The organism is Ketobacter sp. GenoA1 (genome assembly GCF_003671475.1).
GTDB lineage: Bacteria > Pseudomonadota > Gammaproteobacteria > Pseudomonadales > Ketobacteraceae > Ketobacter.
In genome coordinates this window covers 33,269-52,449 of record NZ_RCHM01000045.1, presented here as the reverse complement: position 1 = coordinate 52,449, position 19,181 = coordinate 33,269, and the positions used below count along the sequence as shown (strand labels likewise).

Annotated in this window: 17 protein-coding genes; 11 read left to right on the top strand and 6 right to left on the bottom strand. The window is 55.7% G+C overall.

Annotation, left to right across the window (positions count from 1 at the left end):
* Positions 1-3: 3 nt before the first annotated feature.
* The gene (locus D9N13_RS20840) at positions 4-1,638 is read left to right on the top strand and encodes an ATP-binding protein (RefSeq protein WP_290593900.1); all 1,635 of its coding nucleotides are present in this window, start codon (positions 4-6) and stop codon (positions 1,636-1,638) included.
* Positions 1,638-3,302, top strand: coding sequence for a response regulator (locus D9N13_RS20835; protein ID WP_290593899.1), 1,665 nt, complete (start codon positions 1,638-1,640; stop codon positions 3,300-3,302). Before D9N13_RS20840 ends, D9N13_RS20835 begins: the two co-directional genes overlap by 1 nt.
* A 48-nt stretch (positions 3,303-3,350) precedes the next feature.
* Here D9N13_RS20835 and ppa read toward each other — a convergent pair whose 3' ends face one another.
* A complete protein-coding gene (gene ppa, locus D9N13_RS20830; protein WP_290593898.1) occupies positions 3,351-3,875 on the bottom strand; it encodes an inorganic diphosphatase in 525 nt (174 codons plus the stop codon).
* Positions 3,876-4,095: 220 nt separating this feature from the next.
* Here ppa and D9N13_RS20825 point away from each other — a divergent pair, with 220 nt between their 5' ends.
* Both D9N13_RS20825 and D9N13_RS20820 read left to right on the top strand, forming a co-directional pair.
* Positions 4,096-4,767 (top strand): glutathione S-transferase, encoded by a 672-nt coding sequence (locus D9N13_RS20825; RefSeq protein ID WP_290593897.1) that lies wholly within the window; start codon positions 4,096-4,098, stop codon positions 4,765-4,767.
* Between the two features lie 307 nt (positions 4,768-5,074).
* Complete coding sequence (locus D9N13_RS20820) at positions 5,075-5,284, top strand: hypothetical protein (protein ID WP_290593896.1); 210 nt, start codon at positions 5,075-5,077, stop codon at positions 5,282-5,284.
* Positions 5,285-5,290: 6 nt separating this feature from the next.
* On the opposite strand, the gene D9N13_RS20815 is transcribed toward D9N13_RS20820, so the two are convergent.
* Both D9N13_RS20815 and D9N13_RS20810 read right to left on the bottom strand, forming a co-directional pair.
* Positions 5,291-6,121 (bottom strand): mechanosensitive ion channel family protein, encoded by an 831-nt coding sequence (locus D9N13_RS20815; RefSeq protein ID WP_290593895.1) that lies wholly within the window; start codon positions 6,119-6,121, stop codon positions 5,291-5,293.
* A complete protein-coding gene (locus D9N13_RS20810; RefSeq protein WP_290593894.1) occupies positions 6,122-8,932 on the bottom strand; it encodes a GTPase domain-containing protein in 2,811 nt (936 codons plus the stop codon).
* Between the two features lie 132 nt (positions 8,933-9,064).
* On the opposite strand from D9N13_RS20810, the gene D9N13_RS20805 reads away from it, so the two are divergent.
* The 7 genes from D9N13_RS20805 (at position 9,065) to D9N13_RS20775 (ending at position 12,897) form a co-directional block, all read left to right on the top strand.
* The gene (locus D9N13_RS20805) at positions 9,065-9,364 is read left to right on the top strand and encodes a hypothetical protein (RefSeq protein WP_290593893.1); all 300 of its coding nucleotides are present in this window, start codon (positions 9,065-9,067) and stop codon (positions 9,362-9,364) included.
* Positions 9,365-9,397: 33 nt separating this feature from the next.
* The gene (locus D9N13_RS20800) at positions 9,398-10,243 is read left to right on the top strand and encodes a mechanosensitive ion channel family protein (protein WP_290593892.1); all 846 of its coding nucleotides are present in this window, start codon (positions 9,398-9,400) and stop codon (positions 10,241-10,243) included.
* 29 nt (positions 10,244-10,272) lie between these two features.
* The gene (locus D9N13_RS20795; protein WP_290593891.1) at positions 10,273-10,851 is read left to right on the top strand and encodes a sigma-70 family RNA polymerase sigma factor; all 579 of its coding nucleotides are present in this window, start codon (positions 10,273-10,275) and stop codon (positions 10,849-10,851) included.
* Between the two features lie 140 nt (positions 10,852-10,991).
* Positions 10,992-11,252 (top strand): hypothetical protein, encoded by a 261-nt coding sequence (locus D9N13_RS20790; protein ID WP_290593890.1) that lies wholly within the window; start codon positions 10,992-10,994, stop codon positions 11,250-11,252.
* A gap of 63 nt (positions 11,253-11,315) precedes the next feature.
* The gene (locus D9N13_RS20785; RefSeq protein WP_290593889.1) at positions 11,316-12,248 is read left to right on the top strand and encodes a universal stress protein; all 933 of its coding nucleotides are present in this window, start codon (positions 11,316-11,318) and stop codon (positions 12,246-12,248) included.
* A gap of 189 nt (positions 12,249-12,437) precedes the next feature.
* On the top strand, positions 12,438-12,725 hold the full coding sequence (locus D9N13_RS20780) for a hypothetical protein (RefSeq protein ID WP_290593888.1): 288 nt from the start codon (positions 12,438-12,440) through the stop codon (positions 12,723-12,725).
* Positions 12,715-12,897 (top strand): hypothetical protein, encoded by a 183-nt coding sequence (locus tag D9N13_RS20775; protein ID WP_290593887.1) that lies wholly within the window; start codon positions 12,715-12,717, stop codon positions 12,895-12,897. Before D9N13_RS20780 ends, D9N13_RS20775 begins: the two co-directional genes overlap by 11 nt.
* A 241-nt stretch (positions 12,898-13,138) precedes the next feature.
* Here D9N13_RS20775 and nirD read toward each other — a convergent pair whose 3' ends face one another.
* The 3 genes from nirD to D9N13_RS20760 form a co-directional block, all read right to left on the bottom strand.
* Positions 13,139-13,486 (bottom strand): nitrite reductase small subunit NirD, encoded by a 348-nt coding sequence (gene nirD / locus D9N13_RS20770; protein ID WP_290593886.1) that lies wholly within the window; start codon positions 13,484-13,486, stop codon positions 13,139-13,141.
* 40 nt (positions 13,487-13,526) lie between these two features.
* On the bottom strand, positions 13,527-16,061 hold the full coding sequence (nirB, locus tag D9N13_RS20765; RefSeq protein WP_290593885.1) for a nitrite reductase large subunit NirB: 2,535 nt from the start codon (positions 16,059-16,061) through the stop codon (positions 13,527-13,529).
* A gap of 467 nt (positions 16,062-16,528) precedes the next feature.
* Positions 16,529-19,171 (bottom strand): nitrate reductase, encoded by a 2,643-nt coding sequence (locus D9N13_RS20760; RefSeq protein WP_290593884.1) that lies wholly within the window; start codon positions 19,169-19,171, stop codon positions 16,529-16,531.
* Between the last annotated feature and the right edge of the window lie 10 nt (positions 19,172-19,181).

Here is a 19,181-nt window from a genome sequence, read left to right as displayed (position 1 = left end):
AGGATGGTGACGCTCAATTTTGGCCAAAAGATTTTCTTCAGCGTGCTGAGTGTGGCGGGGCTCAGTGTGTTGCTTATTTCATTGCCCCTGCTGTTTAACTCTGCTTCGCATTTTATGCAGATCGCCAGCGATCATGCCCGCACCGACTCTGTCATGCTGGGGGAAATGGTGCAGCCGGCCCTGGTGTTCGAACGGGAAGACATGGCGCAGGGATTGCTGGAGATTCTGCAGCAGTCACCGGATGTGTTGGCGGCGACGATTTTTTCGGTTGATCCTGCTGATGGCAGTGAAAGTCTCTTTGCCCATTATGGTGATCAAACCCTACTAAGTGATATACAACTCAACCGGACCGACAGAACGCAGGTTGAGCGGGTTGGTTCCTATTTGATTGCCGTCAGTCCGGTGCGGTCTTCCGGGGCAACCGTCGGCTATGTGCGGTTGGTGGTATCTCAGTCCAACATTGAGACACATTTTCAAGAAACCCTGATCTATGTGACTGTGGCGGTGATTGTGGCATTGTTCATTGCCGGCTATCTTGCCGTGGCCTCCCGGCGCGCCATCCTCAAGCCTATACAGGATCTGGGCCAGGTTACGCAACTGGTGGCGCAGACCCAGGATTATGGAACGCGGGCCAAGTCGGATTCTGAAGATGAAGTGGGCGATCTGGTTGTTTCATTCAATGCCATGCTGGATACGATTGAGGAATTTGACCGCCAGCGTATGCAAAAGGAACGGGAAATTCTGCAACTGAACCAGAATCTGGAGCGCATCGTGGATGAGCGTACCGTGGAGTTGCAAAACAGTATGGCGGTGTTGCGTAAAACGGTGGAAGACTTGCGTGAAACTCAGGGCAAACTGGTGGAGCAGGAAAAAATGGCATCCCTGGGGAGTCTGGTGGCGGGAGTGGCCCATGAAATCAATACTCCGATTGGTGTGGGGATTACGGCGGCGTCGCATCTCACTCAATCCCTTGGCGAATTACAACAGCGCTTTCTGGACGGCAGTCTTACCAAGCGTCAGTTTGCTGATTCAGTGGCGGAAATGACCGAGACGGTACAGATGATCAGCAAGAACCTGGAACGTTCTGCTGCGTTGGTCAAGAGTTTCAAAATGGTGGCGGTGGATCAGTCCTCGGACGATATGCGGGTGTTCAATGTGAAGGAGTATATTGAAAATGTATTGATGTCGTTGAAGCCGAAATTAAAACGTACCCGCCATGAAGTAATCGTGAATGTGGCGGAGGATTTGACCATCTTCAGTTCTCCGGGTGCATTGTCTCAGATTGTCACCAATCTGATCATGAACTCCCTGTTGCACGGTTTTGATGAAACTGAGCAAGGCCGCATTGAACTGAAGATGCAGCAAACCGGCGATGAATTGGTGTTTGATTACATGGACAACGGCAAAGGTATTCCTGCTGCTATCCGGGACCGGATTTTCGATCCCTTTGTCACCACTGCCCGGCACAAGGGCGGCAGTGGTCTGGGCACCCATATACTGTATAACCTGGTAACCCGGGTGCTGGGCGGTACGGTAACCCTGGAGCCGGAGCGGCAACCGGGTGTGCACTTCCGTTTGCGTTTTCCGGTGCGCAGTGATGTCGGGCCAATGGATATTCCGATTGCAGGTGCACGCTGATGGTACCGTCAAACGCCTCACTGGACTCTCCCTTGTTCGCCAACGATGAACAAGACCTGCTGACACCCTTGGAAGAGGCGCCGCGCTGGAAAGTGTTGGTGGTGGATGATGAGGAAGATGTGGTGTCGGTTACCCGGCTGGTACTGGCATCGTTCAAATTTGAGGGGCGCGCCATCGAACTGCTTCCGGCCCGTTCGGCAGAGCAGGCACGCAAGGTGTTGGAGCAGCACTCTGATATCGCGGTGGCATTCATTGATGTGGTTATGGAATCGGATAATGCGGGGCTGGAGCTGGTTCGCTTCATTCGCGACGTTCAGCGCAACGATGAAATACAGTTGATACTGCGCACTGGCCAACCCGGTTTTGCTCCGGAACTGAAAGTTATTCTGGAATACGGTATTAACGATTACCGCACCAAGACCGAACTGGATAACGTAAAACTGTTGTCCTGTCTGGTAGCCGGGCTACGTAATTACCGCTATCGGGTGCAGGCGCGGCAGGCGGCATTACGGGAAGAAGTGGCCTCCGAATTACATGAAGCCAAGAGTCTGTTCTTCGCTCAGATGAGCCATGACCTGCGCACGCCTTTGAACAGTATTCTGGGCTTTTGCCAGTTGCTGGAACTCAGCGAATTGGGTGACGAACAGTTGGAGCAGGTACGGCTGATTCGTGATTCCGGTGACCACCTGCTGGCGCTGGTGAACGACATTCTGGATCTGTCCAAGGGCGAGGCCGGTAAGATCGAACTGGAGTCCATCGCGTTTTCCCTGCATAGCCTGGTGCGGGACATTACCACGTTTCTACAACCGCAGGTTCCCGCGGGTGTCCAGTTCCAGAGTCACATTGAGCACGATGTTCCGGATCTGGTATTAGGGGATCCGGTGCGGGTGCGGCAGATTCTCTACAACCTGTTAAGTAACGCTTTGAAGTTTACCCAGCAGGGGGCGGTGAGCCTGCAGGTCGCACTTCTTGATGACGCCCCGGCAGCGGGGCTGAACCGCATTGGCATCACCGTCACAGATACCGGCCCCGGCATTCCCCAGGATCGCTTGCCGCACCTGTTCTCCGTGTACGAACAGGCGGATGCTTCTGTCAGCCGTTCCTATGGCGGCACCGGGCTTGGGCTCTATATCAGCAAACAGCTGGCTGAACTGATGCAGGGTGCCATTGATGTGTCCAGCAGGTTGGGTAAAGGATCGGTTTTTAAGGTGGAGATATGCCTGCCGTCCGCGCGGCAGGAGGCGCCGGCGACAGTTGAACCGGTTGCAACAGGGGTGAAGCAACATTTTGCCCGGGTGCTGGTGGTGGATGATGATCGGGTGAACTGCATGTTGTTGCGGAAAATGCTGGCACGACGCGGACTGGAGACGACCTGCGCGGAAAATGGCGCGGCTGCCTTGGCTGCCGCCCGCCAGGAGCGTTTTGATCTTGTTTTTATGGACTGCCAGATGCCCGGATTGAGCGGTATGGAGACCACCCGGCGCCTGCGCTTGTTGGAGCATTATGCCCGGGTGCCGGTGATTGCACTGACCGGTAATGGTGAAGATGATATGGCCGCGTGTTTTCAGGCGGGAATGAATGATTTTATGACCAAGCCGGTGGACCTGGATGGGTTAAACGCCATGGTGGCCAAGTGGATGGGATTCCGCACCATGATGAAATAAAAAAGGGCCCTCTTGGGCCCTTTTCTCGGGTGTCAGTGCAGGCTCAGCTTACTTGACTGCATCCACCGCTTTCTGGATGGCGGCTTTGGCTTCTTCCACACCGGCCCAGCCATCCACTTTCACCCATTTGCCGGGCTCCAGATCCTTGTAATTCTCGAAGAAGTGCTCGATTTGCTTGATCAGCAGTTCAGGCAAATCGGAGTATTCTTTTACGTCCTGGTACAGCGCCGTCAGCTTGTCGTGGGGAACGGCCAGGATTTTGGCGTCGGAACCCGCTTCATCGGACATGTTCAGTACGCCCACCGGACGGGCACGGATAACGGATCCGGGAACCACCGGGTAGGGGGTCACCACCAGGACATCCAGTGGGTCACCATCTTCACCCAGGCTATTGGGAACATAGCCGTAGTTGGCGGGATAGAACATGGGTGTGGCCATGAATCGATCAACAAATACGCAATCGCTGTCCTTATCGATTTCGTACTTGATGGGTGAGCTGTTGGCGGGGATTTCAATGGCAACGTAGATTTCGTTGGGGATGTCTTTCCCGGCGGGAACGGAATTAAAGCCCATGATTAAACCTTTCTCTGTCTAAGTGAATGGATGAGGTGAAAAAAGTGGGCGCATTATACCTGAAGCCCCGCTCCGCGCCTACCTGCACGATACCGGTATGGCCTGGGCCCTGAGTGGGGCTTGAAAGGGTCTAAAATAATTAGGAATCGCCGCCGCGGATGCTTGTCTGGTTGCACTTTTAACGTTAGCGTTAGCACTCACTGAAATACCGGGAGCATCTATGATCATTGTTCATCATCTGGAAAATTCTCGTTCACAGCGGGTTCTCTGGCTGCTGGAGGAGCTGGCGGTACCTTATGAAATTAAGAATTACCAGCGTGACAAGAAAACCATGCTGGCCCCGGCCAGCCTGAAAGCGGTGCATCCGTTGGGCAAGTCGCCGGTCATCACCGATGCCGGTAAGACCATCGCCGAGTCCGGTGCCATCACTGAATACCTCATTCACCACTATGGGCCCGACAGTATGAAGTTTGACGTGGGCAGCGAGGCCTGGCTGCAGGGTACCTATTGGAGCCACTTTGCCGAAGGCACCGCCATGCCGTTTCTGGTGATGAAACTGGTGTTCAGTCAGATCAAACGGGCACCGATGCCATTCTTCGTCAAGCCGGTGGCCGGGCAGATCGTCAACAAGGTAATGAGCAGCTTTCTACAGCCCAACATCGATAATACGCTGGCCTATATCAATGATCATCTGCAAGGCAAAACCTGGTTTGTGGATGAGACGCTTTCCGCAGCGGATTTCCAGATGAGCTTTCCTTTACTGGCGGCCGCAGCGCGGGAAGATATCCCCGCTCAGTATCCCAATATTCAGCGTTATCTGGAGCGGATGCAGCAGCGCCCGGCTTTCCAGAAGGCCATTGAAAAAGGCGGCCCGTTGCAGGTGATGAGTTAAGTGCCGGCAGGTTGTGCGTTTACATATTGAAACAGAATAGTAACAAATGAACATGTAATTCAGGTCTGAACATGACGCTTTTGTGACAGCCTCTAACTGCCGGTTTTTGCAGGTTATTTCTTCTGAATTGAACGGGTGTGGTCGATAATCGATCGCACCCGCCGCCATGGTTTATGTCCGGATTCACCTTAATGCTTCCAATAACGCCCTCCATGTTCGGGCCGGGGGATTGTGTGGGTGGTGGGCAATCTGCAATAGTGCAGACCACTGCATCGACACATGCGAGCTTGGAAGGGGGTATCAAGACATGGCCAATTCAGATTTTCGTTCCGGTTTAAATGTATTTTCCGATCGATATACGCTGGTACAGAAGCAACTGACAGAGATCGAACGGCAAAGCAGTATTCGCAGCCGCAACCTTGATCGCTACCGTGACTTGCTGGACGAGCTGATTCAGATCGGCATGGAACGGGCGCAGTACTGTTCGCAGTGGCACGAGAAAACACTGCTGAGCTGACCCCGGCTAACTGGCGTTTGCCAACGTTATGTTGTTGCGTTGCGGGCGGGCGATGTCATGTTCCACGAACAAGCGTGATACCCGCACCACAATGTCCGACTGGTAGGCTTTCTCGTAATGCACATCCAGCACATAGGATTTGGCGCGAATCTGAATGGCCAGCCGTTCTGCGATGACCACTTCGTTAATGGCGAAGGTAACGGGTTTTTTCAGATAGACGAAGCGGCTGGTCACGATGGCTTCGTGTATCAGCGATTGGGCCAGCTCCAGATCCGCATCCAGTGCCACATGAAAATCACATACCACCATCATATCCAGGGCGCCGGCATTGCCCGATGACACCACCTCTGTAATGAAACGGCTATTGGGGATGGTGACCAGATTGTCATCCAGTGTACTGAGCCGCACCGAGCGTAAACCGATGCTGACGATCTCACCGTAGGTGTCGCCAAAACTGACACGGTCGCCCACCTGAAACGGCCGATCGAACAATAGAATCAAACCGGCGATGATGGACGCCGCCACATCTTTCAAGGCAAACCCCACGGCAACCGCGGCGCTGCCTCCCAGAGCCAGCAGCATTTCATTGGGCGGTTGCAGTATGCCGACAATCATCCAGTAGGCACCGCCGAAGTACCACAAAAAGGTGATGAGGGTGGACGTCTGCAGAATCAGAAAGCGGCGCGAGGGAATTTTTTCCATCAACTTCTGACTGAAGCGGCGCAGCAAATCATTGGCCAGCCAGAGAAACGTGGCAGCTGCCACCAGCATAAAGATTTTATTGAAATCCAGCAGTTCGCTGAAGGCAGCCAGTTCTTCCAGAGTCTGATTATCCATCTAGATATCCCATAGCAGGTTTTTGCTGGCCAGAAAGCTGCTGAGCGTGCCTTGCCAGGCCGGTTGAATGCGGTAACGCTGATTGTCATCACGCCAAAGCAGACCCAGATTGAGGCCTTGTTTCAGGGCGTGGCGTACGATGGCGTCGGGAAAGTGTGTAACCTTGATGATCTCTTCACTGGTGAGGGATTTGTGGATGACGATCGCGGCGTAGACAAAACACAGATCGTCTTTCAGTGTTTTCAGGGCATTGCCGGCGGGCTTGCTGGGTACCCCCAATTCCACCAGTTTATCCTTGCTGCGGGCAGCAGACAGCCATAAATGCACCGCCACTTGCGGAATGCCACCACTTTGCTCCCACAGAATATTGAACACCCGGGAATTGGCGGCACGCACACTGCTGGACTCGTTGCCGGCGGAGGCGGACAGCAGCAGTTCATCGTAATGAATGCGGCGCCGGCTGCCCTGATGTCGCGACAGGATCAGTTTGCGGATGTCCGACGGTGACCAGCGCGGCATTTTAAAGATATGACTGAAGCGTAGTTCCCGGTTAAATACACAGCTCAGGTAAGTCCAACTGGGGGCATGCATGACCACCACCCAGAAAATGTTGTGCAGGTGCGCGTTCAGGCACTGATTCAGGGTGCGATAGGCATCCAGGCAACCCACTTCCGACAGGAACAGGTTGTGGGTGTTGTCCAGTACGATGATCTGGGGCTCCAGGCTTTCATCCAGTTTCACCAACTCCACCACGCTTTTCAGGTCGGCGATACACAGGTGCTCACCGATCAGAGGCAGAATGGCATCCGGATCGGTGGTTTTGGCGGGAATATTCAATACGCTTAGCGGTGTTTCTTCCCATACGCTGCTGAGCCGGTTGATCAGAGCGGTTTTACCGCTGCCCTGATCGCCGACGATCAGCAGTACGTTATCGTCAGATTTTTCATTGTTCCAATCCTGAATGGGTTTCAGCACGGTGCTGATGTCAAAGGCGTCGATCCAGGCTTTATTGTTGCGCAGCATCCAGTCGGAATAGCTTTCATCCGGCAGGCTGTCATCGCCTTCCGCTGACTCTTCGTCTTTGGCTTCAGCGGCCAGGCGAATGCGCATGAGTTTGACGGAGACGGAGCGATAGGTATCAAAAAACAGCAGCTTCTGGTGCAAATGAATCACCACGTCGCTTAAGTGTGCCAGCACGAACAATAACGGCCAGATGGGCAGCATCCACCAGCGTTGGGCAGTTTGCGGATCGAGTTTTTTAGCGGTGCCTCTACCGGCAGCGTAAAGCAGAAAACGGGATACGGAGTCCCGGTAGCGCAGCATCAGCCACAGCAGGGTTGCCCACAGCAGCAGGGCGATGAGCAGGATGATGAAAAACATCAGGTAGCCGCCGCCGGTGCCTTTCACCAGGGTCCAGCCCAGTATGCAGAGCAGGACCAGCCAGGAAACCCGCTGGGCATCATGGGTTTGTTGTTGGGCTGTGTGACTGGAAACAAACTGGCCGGAGCGGGTAAAGGAGCGGGCGATCACCCATTCCACGATTACCCGCACGGCCCTGAACGCGGCATAGAGGCTGCCGATGGGGGCAAGCCAGTGCAGAATGATCCAGCGGTCCGGTAAAAATTCGGCAATGGTGTTGGCACACACCAACACCATAAACCAGGGGGCATTGGGTTTGATAAACCAGAGTACCGCCGCATTGAACTGGATCAGCCCGCGATGCTTCAGGGTACTGAGCAGGCGTTGCTGGGCGTGCGACAGAAACTGTGGCGTCACTGCGGCCAGCTTCAGTATGGCCGACATGATGGCCACCAAAGCCAGGCCCTGCAGGAACCAGCTGGCGAGCATTTCCCCCCGCTTTTCCTGTTTAACCGCCCGCCGGTAATCGCGGATGAAGGGGCGGGTGATTGCGTCGATCAGGTTGGTGGGGGCGCTGCGGATTTCGGTGGCCAGTTGCAGTGCGAATCGCTGTGGCTGGCTCAGCTCATGCAGAAAATTGCCCCAGCCCAGGGCCCAGATATGCTGATTGCGCCACTTGCCCGATTCCCGCAGCAGGGCACGGTGGGCTTCCTCCAGGGTATCCAGCCAGCCCAGCAGATCCACATCGGCCCCCAGCCGGATGGGAATACTCCAGTCGATGGCCTGCTGGGGGTGGGGAACCTGCAGGGTTTCGCGCCACACTTCATTGGATGCGGTGCTCTGCGGCTGGTTGGCCACCAGCTGGCTTAACCAGATGCGGGTAGAGCTGCGCCAGTATTCGATCCAGGCCAGAATTTCCCGTTGCAGACTCTGTACTTCGGGGTGCTCCGGGTGATTGTCCGCCCAGGATTGCACGGTGGCAGACAGGGTGTTCAGGGTCTGCCACTGGGTGGCTTCCCGCACCAGCGCCAGCCGGGAGGCGCGCGGCAGCTCATAAAGCTGCAACTGCAGTTTGTTGACCACCTGGCGCAGGGAGCGGATCTGTTTCTCCTGCCCCAGCCAGCGCGTGCTCTGGTCCGGACAGTCGGCAAAGGCTTGCGGTACGGCGGGGGTGTCTTCGGAGTCCAACTGGTGTTGTTCACGCTGCAGTGAACGCCGGGCCTCCAGCACTTCAAGGCCCATATCCAGGGGCGCGTCCACGGCTTCAGTGAGCACGAAATCGTTGTTGATTTGCCCCTGCAGCAGGTTATCCAGGGCCTGGCGTTGCTGCTCCAGGTGCTCTAAGGCACGGTTTTGGCGGGACAGCTGGGATTCCAGCGCGGCACAGTCGGCAACAGCGGCCGCCGCGATCAGCAGCAGATACAGGGTAAGCAGGGTTTTAAGGGCTTTCATGTTGTCAGCGGCGGGTTCCCGAATTCATTTTTTATTGTGACTTTATATCATGTGACTGCGTCTAAAAGCCAAGTGAATGCCACCAGGCTTAATGATAGACTCCAGAACCAAGACGGGATGGTAGATGCAGAAATGAGTAAAGAGCAGGACGACACACCGCAACCCAACGAACAAGAACTCCAGGCACTGCTGCAGCAGTCTGCCGCCACCGACACCCGGGCATTCGACCCCGACCAGTCATTGCGCCGGGTCTTATCCCGGGCCAAGCAACAAACCGCAACCCGGGATCTGTTCAGTTTTTTCATGAGCTGGATCTGGCTTTTGTTCGCCGGCTTCGGCGCTTCCATGTACAGTGCCGGGCAACGCCGCCATCCACCGGTAAAGCGGCGTCCGGGGCCGCGAAAAAATCAGGCAACATCAGCCGATCAATAATCTTTGCGCATAACGGAACAGGGGGAATAATCCGTGGACATCGAGCAATGGACCCAGAATATTATTAATGCCACTGCCAGCTTCTGGAACAAGATAGCGGCGTTCCTGCCCAACCTGGTGGCCACCATCGTGATCCTGGTGGTGGGGGTGCTGTTGGCAAAACTGTTGTCCCGTTGGTCGGGGAAGTTGCTCGGTAAGATTGGCCTGGACAGCTTGTGCCAACGTATCGGAATTACGGAATCCATGGCCAAGGCCGGTATGGAGAAACGCCCCAGTGAGATTCTGGCCAAGTTCCTCTATTTCTTCATCCTGTTGATTGTCACCCTGAGCGCAGCGGAAACCCTGGGGCTGAATCGGATTACCGTGATCCTGGATGATTTCATTCTCTATCTGCCCAAAGTACTGGGGGCACTGTTTGTCATTCTGGTGGGTATGTTCATCGCCCATGTGGTGAAACAGAGCATTCATACCGCGGTCAACAAAATGGGTATGGAATATGCCTCGTCGGTGGCGCGCCTGGCGCAAATCATTATTTTCGTGACCACGTTTTCGCTGGCGGTGGGGCAACTGGAGATCGAGACCCAGATGCTCAACATTGTGTTCGCCATTGTGTTGGGCTCCCTGGGGGCGGCGGCCGCCATTTCGCTGGGGCTGGGCACCCGCAGTGTCTCCAATAACATTATTTCCGGTGTCTACATGCGTGAACAGCTGCAGCCCGGCGATGAAGTTACCGTGGGGGATTTCAAGGGGGTGGTGGTGTCCGTGGGTACGGTAAACACCGTACTGGAAAACGAGCAGGGTGAGTGCCTGTCGGTCCCCAATCAACAGTTGATCAACAGCAGTTTCAAATTCCAATCCTGGTCTGAAGACGAAGACTGAGCCGGCACCAGCACCCACCGGGCCCAGTCATGAACAGACCTGTCGCCAACAAGCGGCCTTCCCGCGCTCAGCTGGCTGAGAAAAGCGATCAGCAACTGGTGGCCATCGCCCGGCGCCAGCTGCCCCATGTGACCCTGGCCTACGAAGTGCTGATGCGTCGTTACCAGGATGCCCTGATCCGTACCTGTACCCGTTACCTGAATTCCGTTGAGGATGCCGAAGAAGTGGTGCACGAAGTGATGCTGAAGGTGTTTCATGGCCTGGCGCGCTTCAAAGGGGAATCCAGTTTCAAAACCTGGTTGTATCGCATAGCCCACAACGAATCCATGACCTGCCTGCGCAAGCGCAAGGTGCAGCTGCCGCTGGAGGCGGTGAATGAAGATGATCATCTTGCAACGGAGCAGCATGATGTGGAGCGCGATGTGATGGGCATGCGGCTGGACCGGTGGATCAGCAAACTGGGGCAGGAGGACAAAACCATCGTGGTGTACCGTGCCATTGCCGAGCTGGAATATCAGGAAATCGCCGACATCGTCAACATGAACCTGAGTGCAGTAAAAATGCGTTATCAGCGTGCATTGGAAAAATTAAAGCAGCATTACGAATAAGGCCGTTCATCGGTCAGAAACCGGATTCACAGTAAAAAAATTGTGACTTTTCCTGCGCTAATCCCGTCTGAATTTCATATTGTGGTACAAACGCCCAGCGTACCCGCTTGGAATAATAAGACCCAGCAGGAGAAACCCCTATGCACACCGACGCCATTTTCATCTGTTCCATGGAGAAGGCTGCCCGCCAGGTTGAGTCGGATTGGGAACCTTTTCATGTGGTGCGACAGTTTATTGATGGGGAAAGCGATGTGTTGTCGGAAGGGTGCTACTACGCCTGTCGCTCTTCCATTGACCGCTACTATCGTTATCTGTCCTGCCAGGAAGACCACTACAGGGTTTACTGGCGTAACGAAACCAGTTTTGAGGTCTATGAAAACCGACTCTCTGATTGCGCTTGATCAAAATATGGCATAACGTTTCCAGTATTCTAATCAAACCATTGGTATCTGGAGAACACGGATATGGTGACTTACGGTCGTATTCTGATGGCGGTTCCCCATCGCTATGTGAATGAGGAAACCGTTCAGCATGCGGTGGCTGTGGCCAAGTCGTATAACGCCTCACTGACCCTGCTGGGGGTGGTGGAGGAGATTGAAAAGGAATACGAAAACTGGTTGACCACCAAGGTACCCCAGGATCTGAAAAAGGAGATGTTCGATAAGCAACAGGCGGCCCTGCAGCAGCGGGTAACCCAGTTGCAACAGCAATACCCCAATGTGGATTGTGTGGTGAGGCAGGGTATACCCTTTGTCGAGATCGTCAGACAGGTAAAAAGCGGCGGGCACGATCTGTTGATTCTGGATGCGGTATCCCATAAGCCCGGTCACAAGCGCTTTATGGGCAGCACCACCAAACACGTGCTGCGCAAATGCCCCTGTACCGTGCTCTGCGTGCGCGACAACGAACACCCCCGCAAAGTGGTGGCGGCAGTGGATGTGTTTGCCTCCAAGCCTGATTCTGACGCCCTCAACCGAAAAGTGCTCAGTCATGCCCATGCCCTGGCGCAACGGGACGCAGCAGAACTGCATGTGGTTTATGCCCAACAACCCATTGGCGAGCCGATGTTGTCCTCCTGGGGGGTAGGCAGTGCCAGTATGCTCGATGAGATGGAGCGCGACCTGGTAGCCAGTGCAAAATCCAAACTGCTTAAGCTCACGGAAGATGTCTGCGGCAGTGCCGATGGGGTTCTGTTGAAAACCCTGCTGGGTAATCCCCGGGATGTGTTACCGCTGTATGTGGAGGAAAACCAGATTGATCTGATCAGCATGGGAACCGTCTGCCGCACCGGGATAAAAGGATTCCTGATCGGCAACACCGCAGAGTCCATTTTAGCGGAAGTCCAGTGTTCCGTGCTGGCGCTTAAGCCCGATGGTTTTGTGAGCACCGTTGAATAAATAACCCATTGGATCGTACAAAAAACGAACGGGGCATGCAGGGCGTGCCCCGTTTTCTGTATTAAGCCCTGCCTCAAAGTGTGAATAGTACCAGTTCGCGTTTCCCATGTGACTTCCCCCGGGCCGCCCCCGTCTACCTCTACAGAACCACATTTTTTGTTACTAAATGCATCTGTTGGAGGCAACATCATGAAGAAAGTAAGCGTTTTCAATTGCCGGATTCGTCGTAAGCAGAGAGGTGAACCGTACGGTGATGTATTCCAGTTGGTGAGGGAGTATGTGGTGGGGGAGGATGAGGTATTGTTGCAAGGCACTTACCAGACCTGCCGGGACGCCATGAATCGCTATCACAGCCAGCTGATCTCGGACCCTGAGCAGTATGTGGTGCAATGGTGCGATGAGTTCGGGTTCATTGTTCATCAGCTGGTGGATGCCGATACCTATGACGCCCAGGTGTCACTGCATTGTGAGGGTTGATCTGATGGAGCGGTTGCAACAGGAAATCGCGCTGCTGGAGCGTGTGCGGGCGCGCAAGATGTTGGCCGCGCGGGATGTTGAGGTGCTGGATTCCATGCTGGAGTCGCGGCGTACGTTGTTGTATCAGCTGCGGCAACAGAGCCGGGCTCCGGAGAGGGTTCAAGGTGGTTAGGTGGTTGGTCCAGCAGCATATGGGAACTACCTTCAAGGGTATAAAGGGGAGTTCGGTATCGCTATATTCCCATTGTCCGATCGATACTGCGGATCGAACGCATGCTGCTGTCCAACCTTGAGCCAGTCCCCGAGGGGGCTGAGTCAAGCAACGCCTCACAATTTGGCAAGAACGAGGCGTACCAGGTCGAGGTAAGGCCAATCACCCCAACCTGATTCGGTGCAGGTTTCCAGGCGTTTGCTCAGCCCAGAAACACTTCAACTTTTCCGGCGTTTTCGCGTACTTTGTACACCGGGATCTGCGTGTCTTCCTCCAGGCATTTGCCGGTTTCAAGACAAAAATGCTGCTTGTAAATGGGTGATGCCACCACGTTATGACCTTTCAGGTCGCCCACAATACCCCGGGAAAGGACGTTGGCCTTGCTGAAGGGGTCGTGGTTGTCGATGGCGTACAGAGTGGTCTTACCCTGATCTGCAATCTTGAATATGGCTACCTGGCGGTCGGCAACTTTGGCGCACACGCCGACGTTGGTCAGTAAGTCATCCAGTTCGCACACGGGCACCCAGGACAGTTCTGCTTTTGCGTTCATGCTGTGATCCTCTCGGTGTTGATGTTGGTACGCTTGGTGATTACACGGCAACAGTTTCAATGCGTTTTTCGTCATCACGGGCCGGCCGTATCTGGCCGCGTTCCTTGACGAATACAACATTGCTGTCTTTCTCATCAGAGTTAACAAAGTGACGGAACCGCTTCATCTTCTCTGGATCTTCTATGGTGGTTTTCCATTCGCACTGATAGGTATCCACCAGGTGATTCATTTGTGCTTCCAACTCTGCGGCAATGCCCAGGGAATCGTTGATGACCACGTCTCTCAGGTAGTCCAGGCCGCCCTCCAGGTTATCCATCCAGACGGAGGTGCGCTGCAGTCGATCGGCGGTCTTGATGTAGAACATGAAAAAACGATCGATGTACTTGAGCAGGGTTTCGTCATCCAGGTCCGAGGCAAACAGATCGGCGTGGCGTGGCTTCATGCCACCGTTACCACACAGGTACAGGTTCCAGCCTTTCTCGGTGGCAATAACGCCGATGTCTTTGCTCTGGGCTTCGGCACACTCACGGGTGCAGCCGGAGACCGCCAGCTTTACCTTGTGGGGCGAACGGATACCGCGATAGCGCTGTTCCACCAGAATCGCCATGCCCACACTGTCCTGAACCCCATAACGGCACCAGGTGGAACCGACACAGCTTTTAACGGTACGCATGGATTTGCCGTAGGCGTGTCCGCTTTCAAAACCGGCATCGATCAGTTCCTTCCAGATCAGAGGCAGCTCATGGGATTGGGCACCAAACAGGTCGATCCGTTGACCGCCGGTGATCTTGGTGTACAGGTTGTATTTCTTACCGATCTCGCCAATGGCAATCAGGCCGTCGGGGGTGATCTCACCACCGGGTACGCGGGGTACCACTGAGTAGGTGCCGTCCTTCTGCATGTTGGCCATGAAGTAGTCGTTGGTATCCTGCAGTCCTGCCAGGGCCGGCTCAATAATATGGTCGTTCCAGCAGGACGCCAGTATGGAGGCGGTGGTGGGCTTGCAAATATCGCAGCCCTTGCCCTTACCGTGTTTGCTGATCAGCTCTTCAAAGGAGCGAATGCCGTCCACCCGCACCAGGTGATACAGCTCCTGGCGGGAATAGGGGAAGTGCTCGCACAGATCTTTTTTCACTTCAATGCCGAGCTTTTCCAGTTCGGCGTTCAGTACCTGGCCCACCAGCGCTGAGCAGCCGCCACAACTGGTGGCCGCTTTGGTGGTGGATTTCAACTCGCCCAGCTCGGTGATGCCGCCCTGTACGGCGCAACACAGATCACCTTTGCTGACGTTGTTGCAGGAACAGATCTGCGCGCTGTCCGGCAGTTTGTCCACACCCATGGCCGGGGCGGCGGAATCACCCCGTTGAGGCAGGATCAATGTGTCGGGGAATTCCGGCAGCTCGATGTCGTTGAGCATCATCTGCAACAGGGTGCCGTATTCCTCGGCCTCGCCCACCAACACAGCCCCCAGCAGATACTTGCCGTCTTCGCTGACCACAATCTTCTTATAAACCTGATTGTGTTCATCGGTATAAATATAGCTTTGCGCGCCTTTGGTCATGCCATGGGCATCACCGATACTGGCAACGTCCACACCCATCAACTTGAGCTTGGTGCTCATGTCGGCGCCCAGGAACTCGGAGCTGAACTCGCCGCTGATGGCGTCGGCAGCCACCTGGGACATCTGATAGCCGGGCGCCACCAGACCAAAGATACGGTTGTTCCACAGGGCACACTCACCAATGGCAAAGATGTCCTCATCGGAGGTTTGGCAGTAATTGTTGATGGTGATTCCACCGCGTTCACCCATGGCCAGGTCTGCCTGGCGGGCCAGTTCATCCTGGGGACGAATACCGGCAGAGAACAGAATCAGGTCTGTTTCCAGATGGCTTTCGTCGGCAAAGTTCATGCGCAGTGTGCAGTCGTCGCCATCGACGATTTCCCGGGTGTTTTTGCCGGTGTGAACCTGCACACCCAGTTCTTCGATTTTGGCGCGCAGCATTTTGCCGCCGCCTTCATCAATCTGCACCGCCATCAGGCGCGGAGCAAATTCCACCACATGGGTTTCCAATCCGAGGTCTTTCAACGCTTTTGCCGCTTCCAGACCGAGCAGACCGCCCCCGACGACCACACCAACGCGACTTTTGGCTGCGGTGGCTTTAATGGCTTCCAGGTCTTCAATGGTTCGGTAAACCAGACATTCGGGGCGATCCTTGCCTGGAATAGGAGGTACAAACGGATAGGATCCCGTGGCGAGCACGAGCTTGTCATAGGGAATGAGGTCGCCTTTGGCAGACTTCACTTCCTTATTGTTACGGTCAATGGCAACGGCTTTGTCACCCAGTCGGATGTCCACCTGGCTGGTTTCGAAAAATCCTTCTGCTACCAGCGACAGGTCTTCTGCCGTTTTGCCACTGAAGTATTCTGAAAGATGAACACGGTCATAGGCGGCCCGTGGCTCTTCACAGAATGTGGTGATTTGAAAGTTGGACGCTTGCTCTTTGGCTGCAAACTGCTCCAGAAATTTTTGGCCTACCATGCCGTTTCCGATAACGACTAACTTTTGCTTGCTCACGATGGACTCCGCTCTATCTCACTGCTTTTGGCCGGGGCGATACTCCCGGCGTGGCCCGATAGTGTTAACTCTCGAAACTGATAAAGCAGCTAACATGCCAATTATCTGAGTGGTGCCTAAAAAGCGCTGAAAACACAGAAAAGCGGATAAAAACAGCGCAAAAAAACCAATATGCATCATCATGAATCGCCGTGCACCACGGCGAGCACCAAATAAGTGCTAAGTGAGGGGTGAGGTTTTTAAAAAAAGGCTCTTAAATGATGCGCTTAGGCGGAGTTTGTGTTTATTGGTGGTGCAAAAATTAACAGTCAATTTCGTGAATAAAATGCGCTTTGGGGAGTGGGAAAAGGGTGATGCAGGCTTGTGCCTGCATCGGGTAACGGGGTCATTATGGTGGTGCAGGTGGCAGTGGAAGGCAGCCCTGGCAGGGGGCTCCTGGCAGGGGGCTCTACCTGCTTAAACTGTGTTCAGCCCTGCAGGAGGGCTTTGATTTCCGACACGCAGGACCCGCAGTTGGTGCCGGCTTTCAGGTGCTTTCCCACCGCCGCGGCATCGGTCAGGCCATATTTCTGGATGGCTTTGCGGATGGTGTTCTCGCCCACCCCGAAACAGGCGCAGATGGTGCGGCCGCAGTCCTCTACACCGGCCGGGCTTCTTCCCGAGAGCAGGGCCTTGCGCTCCATGGTGTTGAGGCTTTGCTTTTCAAACAGGCTGGCGAGCCAGTTGCGATCGGCGCTGGCGATGGTGCTGGTGTTCCCCGGGCCGATGTAAATGCAGGTGTGCAGGCCGCTATCGTTAATCCAGGCACAGCGAAAACTGTGGCGGGGGGTATCCAGGTATTCAATGGCAGGCTCAGACGCCATCGCAGCGAATTGCCTGGCGGTTTCCGCCAGGCTCTCCAGTGTGCCCTGGCCGCATAACTCATAGCGATAAAAGTGCTGGCCGCGTACTTTGGCGGCGTAATCGCACTGGGGTAAAGGCAGGTTCTTGCGGGACAGCATCAGCGCGCGCCACTGCGGCAGCCAGGGTGCAATGCTGCAGGGGGTGTGCTTGGATTCCGGTTGGCCGGAGATGGGGTCCACCACCGGGTTCACCAATTCACCGATGCGGGCGCCGCGGGCCCATTGATCGTTCCAGTGCATGGGGACGAACAGTTCACCGCGGCGCACGCTGTCGGTCACGTTGACCTTCATGATGGCGCTGCCCCATTGGGATTCGATGCGCGCCAACTGGTTGTCCAGCACCTGGTAGGTGGCGGCGGTGTCCGGATGAATTTCCACAAAAGGCTCTGGTTTGTGCGCGTTGAGTGGCGGGGCCAGTGCCGTTCGGGTCATGGTGTGCCACTGATCCCGGATGCGTCCGGTGTTCAGCGACAGCGGCCAACGGGCGCTGACCGGGTGGCGGACTCCGCGACATTGCGTGGCCACGAACTGGGCTTTGCCGTTGGGTGTGCTGAAGTTGCCGTCGGCGTACAGGCGCTGGGGATCCTGCTCCCCGGTGGCTGGCCATTGCTGTGGCTGCAGGTTGTTGTACTGTGCCTCGGTGAGGTCTGCCAGGTCGCCCAGGTCCAGCTTGCGCGGGGTGTGGCGGTTGAGGCTGGTCAGACGGGCGTGCTCGCGAAAAATGTCGGCGGCCGTGCGGTAGGGAAAGTGGGTGCCGAATCCCATGGCGTGGGCAACGTCGGTCAGAATGCGCCAGTCCTGACGCGCTTCGCCGGCCGGTTGCAGGCTGCCCCGCTGGCGTGAGATGCAGCGCTCGGAATTGGTGACGGTGCCGTCCTTTTCCCCCCAGCCTGCCGCCGGCAGCAGCACGTGGGCGTACTGGCTGGTGTCGGTGTGCGCGATGCAGTCGGATACGATGACCAGCTCCGCCTTGTTAAGTGCTTGCACTACCTTGCCGGCGTTGGGCAGGCTCACCGCGGGGTTGGTACCCATTACCCAGATTGCTTTCACGCGCCCGGCTGCGACGGCATCAAACAGATCCACCGCTTTCAGGCCCGGTTGTTGCGCCAACGTGTCGGTCTGCCAGAAAGCACTTACTTTGTCCCGCTCGGCGGTGGTGAAATCCATGTGCGCCGCCAGTTGGTTGGCAAGGCCGCCCACTTCACGGCCACCCATGGCATTGGGCTGGCCGGTGAGGGAAAAAGGTGATGCGCCGGGCTTGCCGACCCGCCCCGTGGCCAGGTGACAATTGATGATGGCGTTACCTTTGTCGGTGCCCTGGGAGGATTGGTTGATGCCTTGGGAAAAGCAGGTCAGGGTGCGTTCGGTGGCAGCAAACCATGCATAGAAGGTGGCGACGTCCTGCTCTTTGAGATCGCAGCGCCGGGCCACTTGCTGCAGGGTGGCGGCATCGGCGCGGGCGCTGTCCAGGGCGGCTGCAAAGCCTTCGCAGTGTCGTTCTATGTAGTCGCGATCGGTTTTGCCCTGTTCGTCCAGATAGCTCAGCAGGCCGTTGAACAGAGCAACGTCGCTGCCAGGAATCAGCGGTAAATGCAGATCGGCGATTTCACAGGTGGCGGTGCGCCGGGGGTCAATGACCACCACCTTCATCTGCGGACGCTTCTGTTTGGCGGCTTTGATGCGTTGAAACAGGATCGGATGGCACCAGGCGGTGTTGGAACCGGTGAGCACGATCAGGTCGGCCAGTTCCAGGTCCGCGTAACTGGCGGGCACGCAGTCTTCACCGAACGCCCGTTTGTAGGCGGCCACCGCGGACGACATGCATAAGCGGGAGTTGGTGTCGATGTTGGCGCTGCCGATAAAGCCTTTCATCAGCTTGTTGGCAACGTAGTAGTCTTCGGTCAGCAACTGGCCGGACACGTAAAAAGCCACGGCATCGGCACCGTGCTCGCGGGTGATACGGTGCAGCTCGCCGGCGACGTATGTTGTGGCCTGATCCCAGCTGGCACGCAGGCCGTGAATCATGGGGTGAAGCAGGCGGCCCTCGTGGGTCAGGGTGTGCGCCAGGGTAGACCCTTTGGCGCACAATTTACCGAAATTGGCAGGGTGGTCGGCATCACCCTGAACGCGGGTACTGCCGTCCGGGTCAGTGTGTATCTCTATGCCGCAACCCACTCCGCAGTAAGCGCAGGTACTTCTATTTAGCATTGGTTCAATA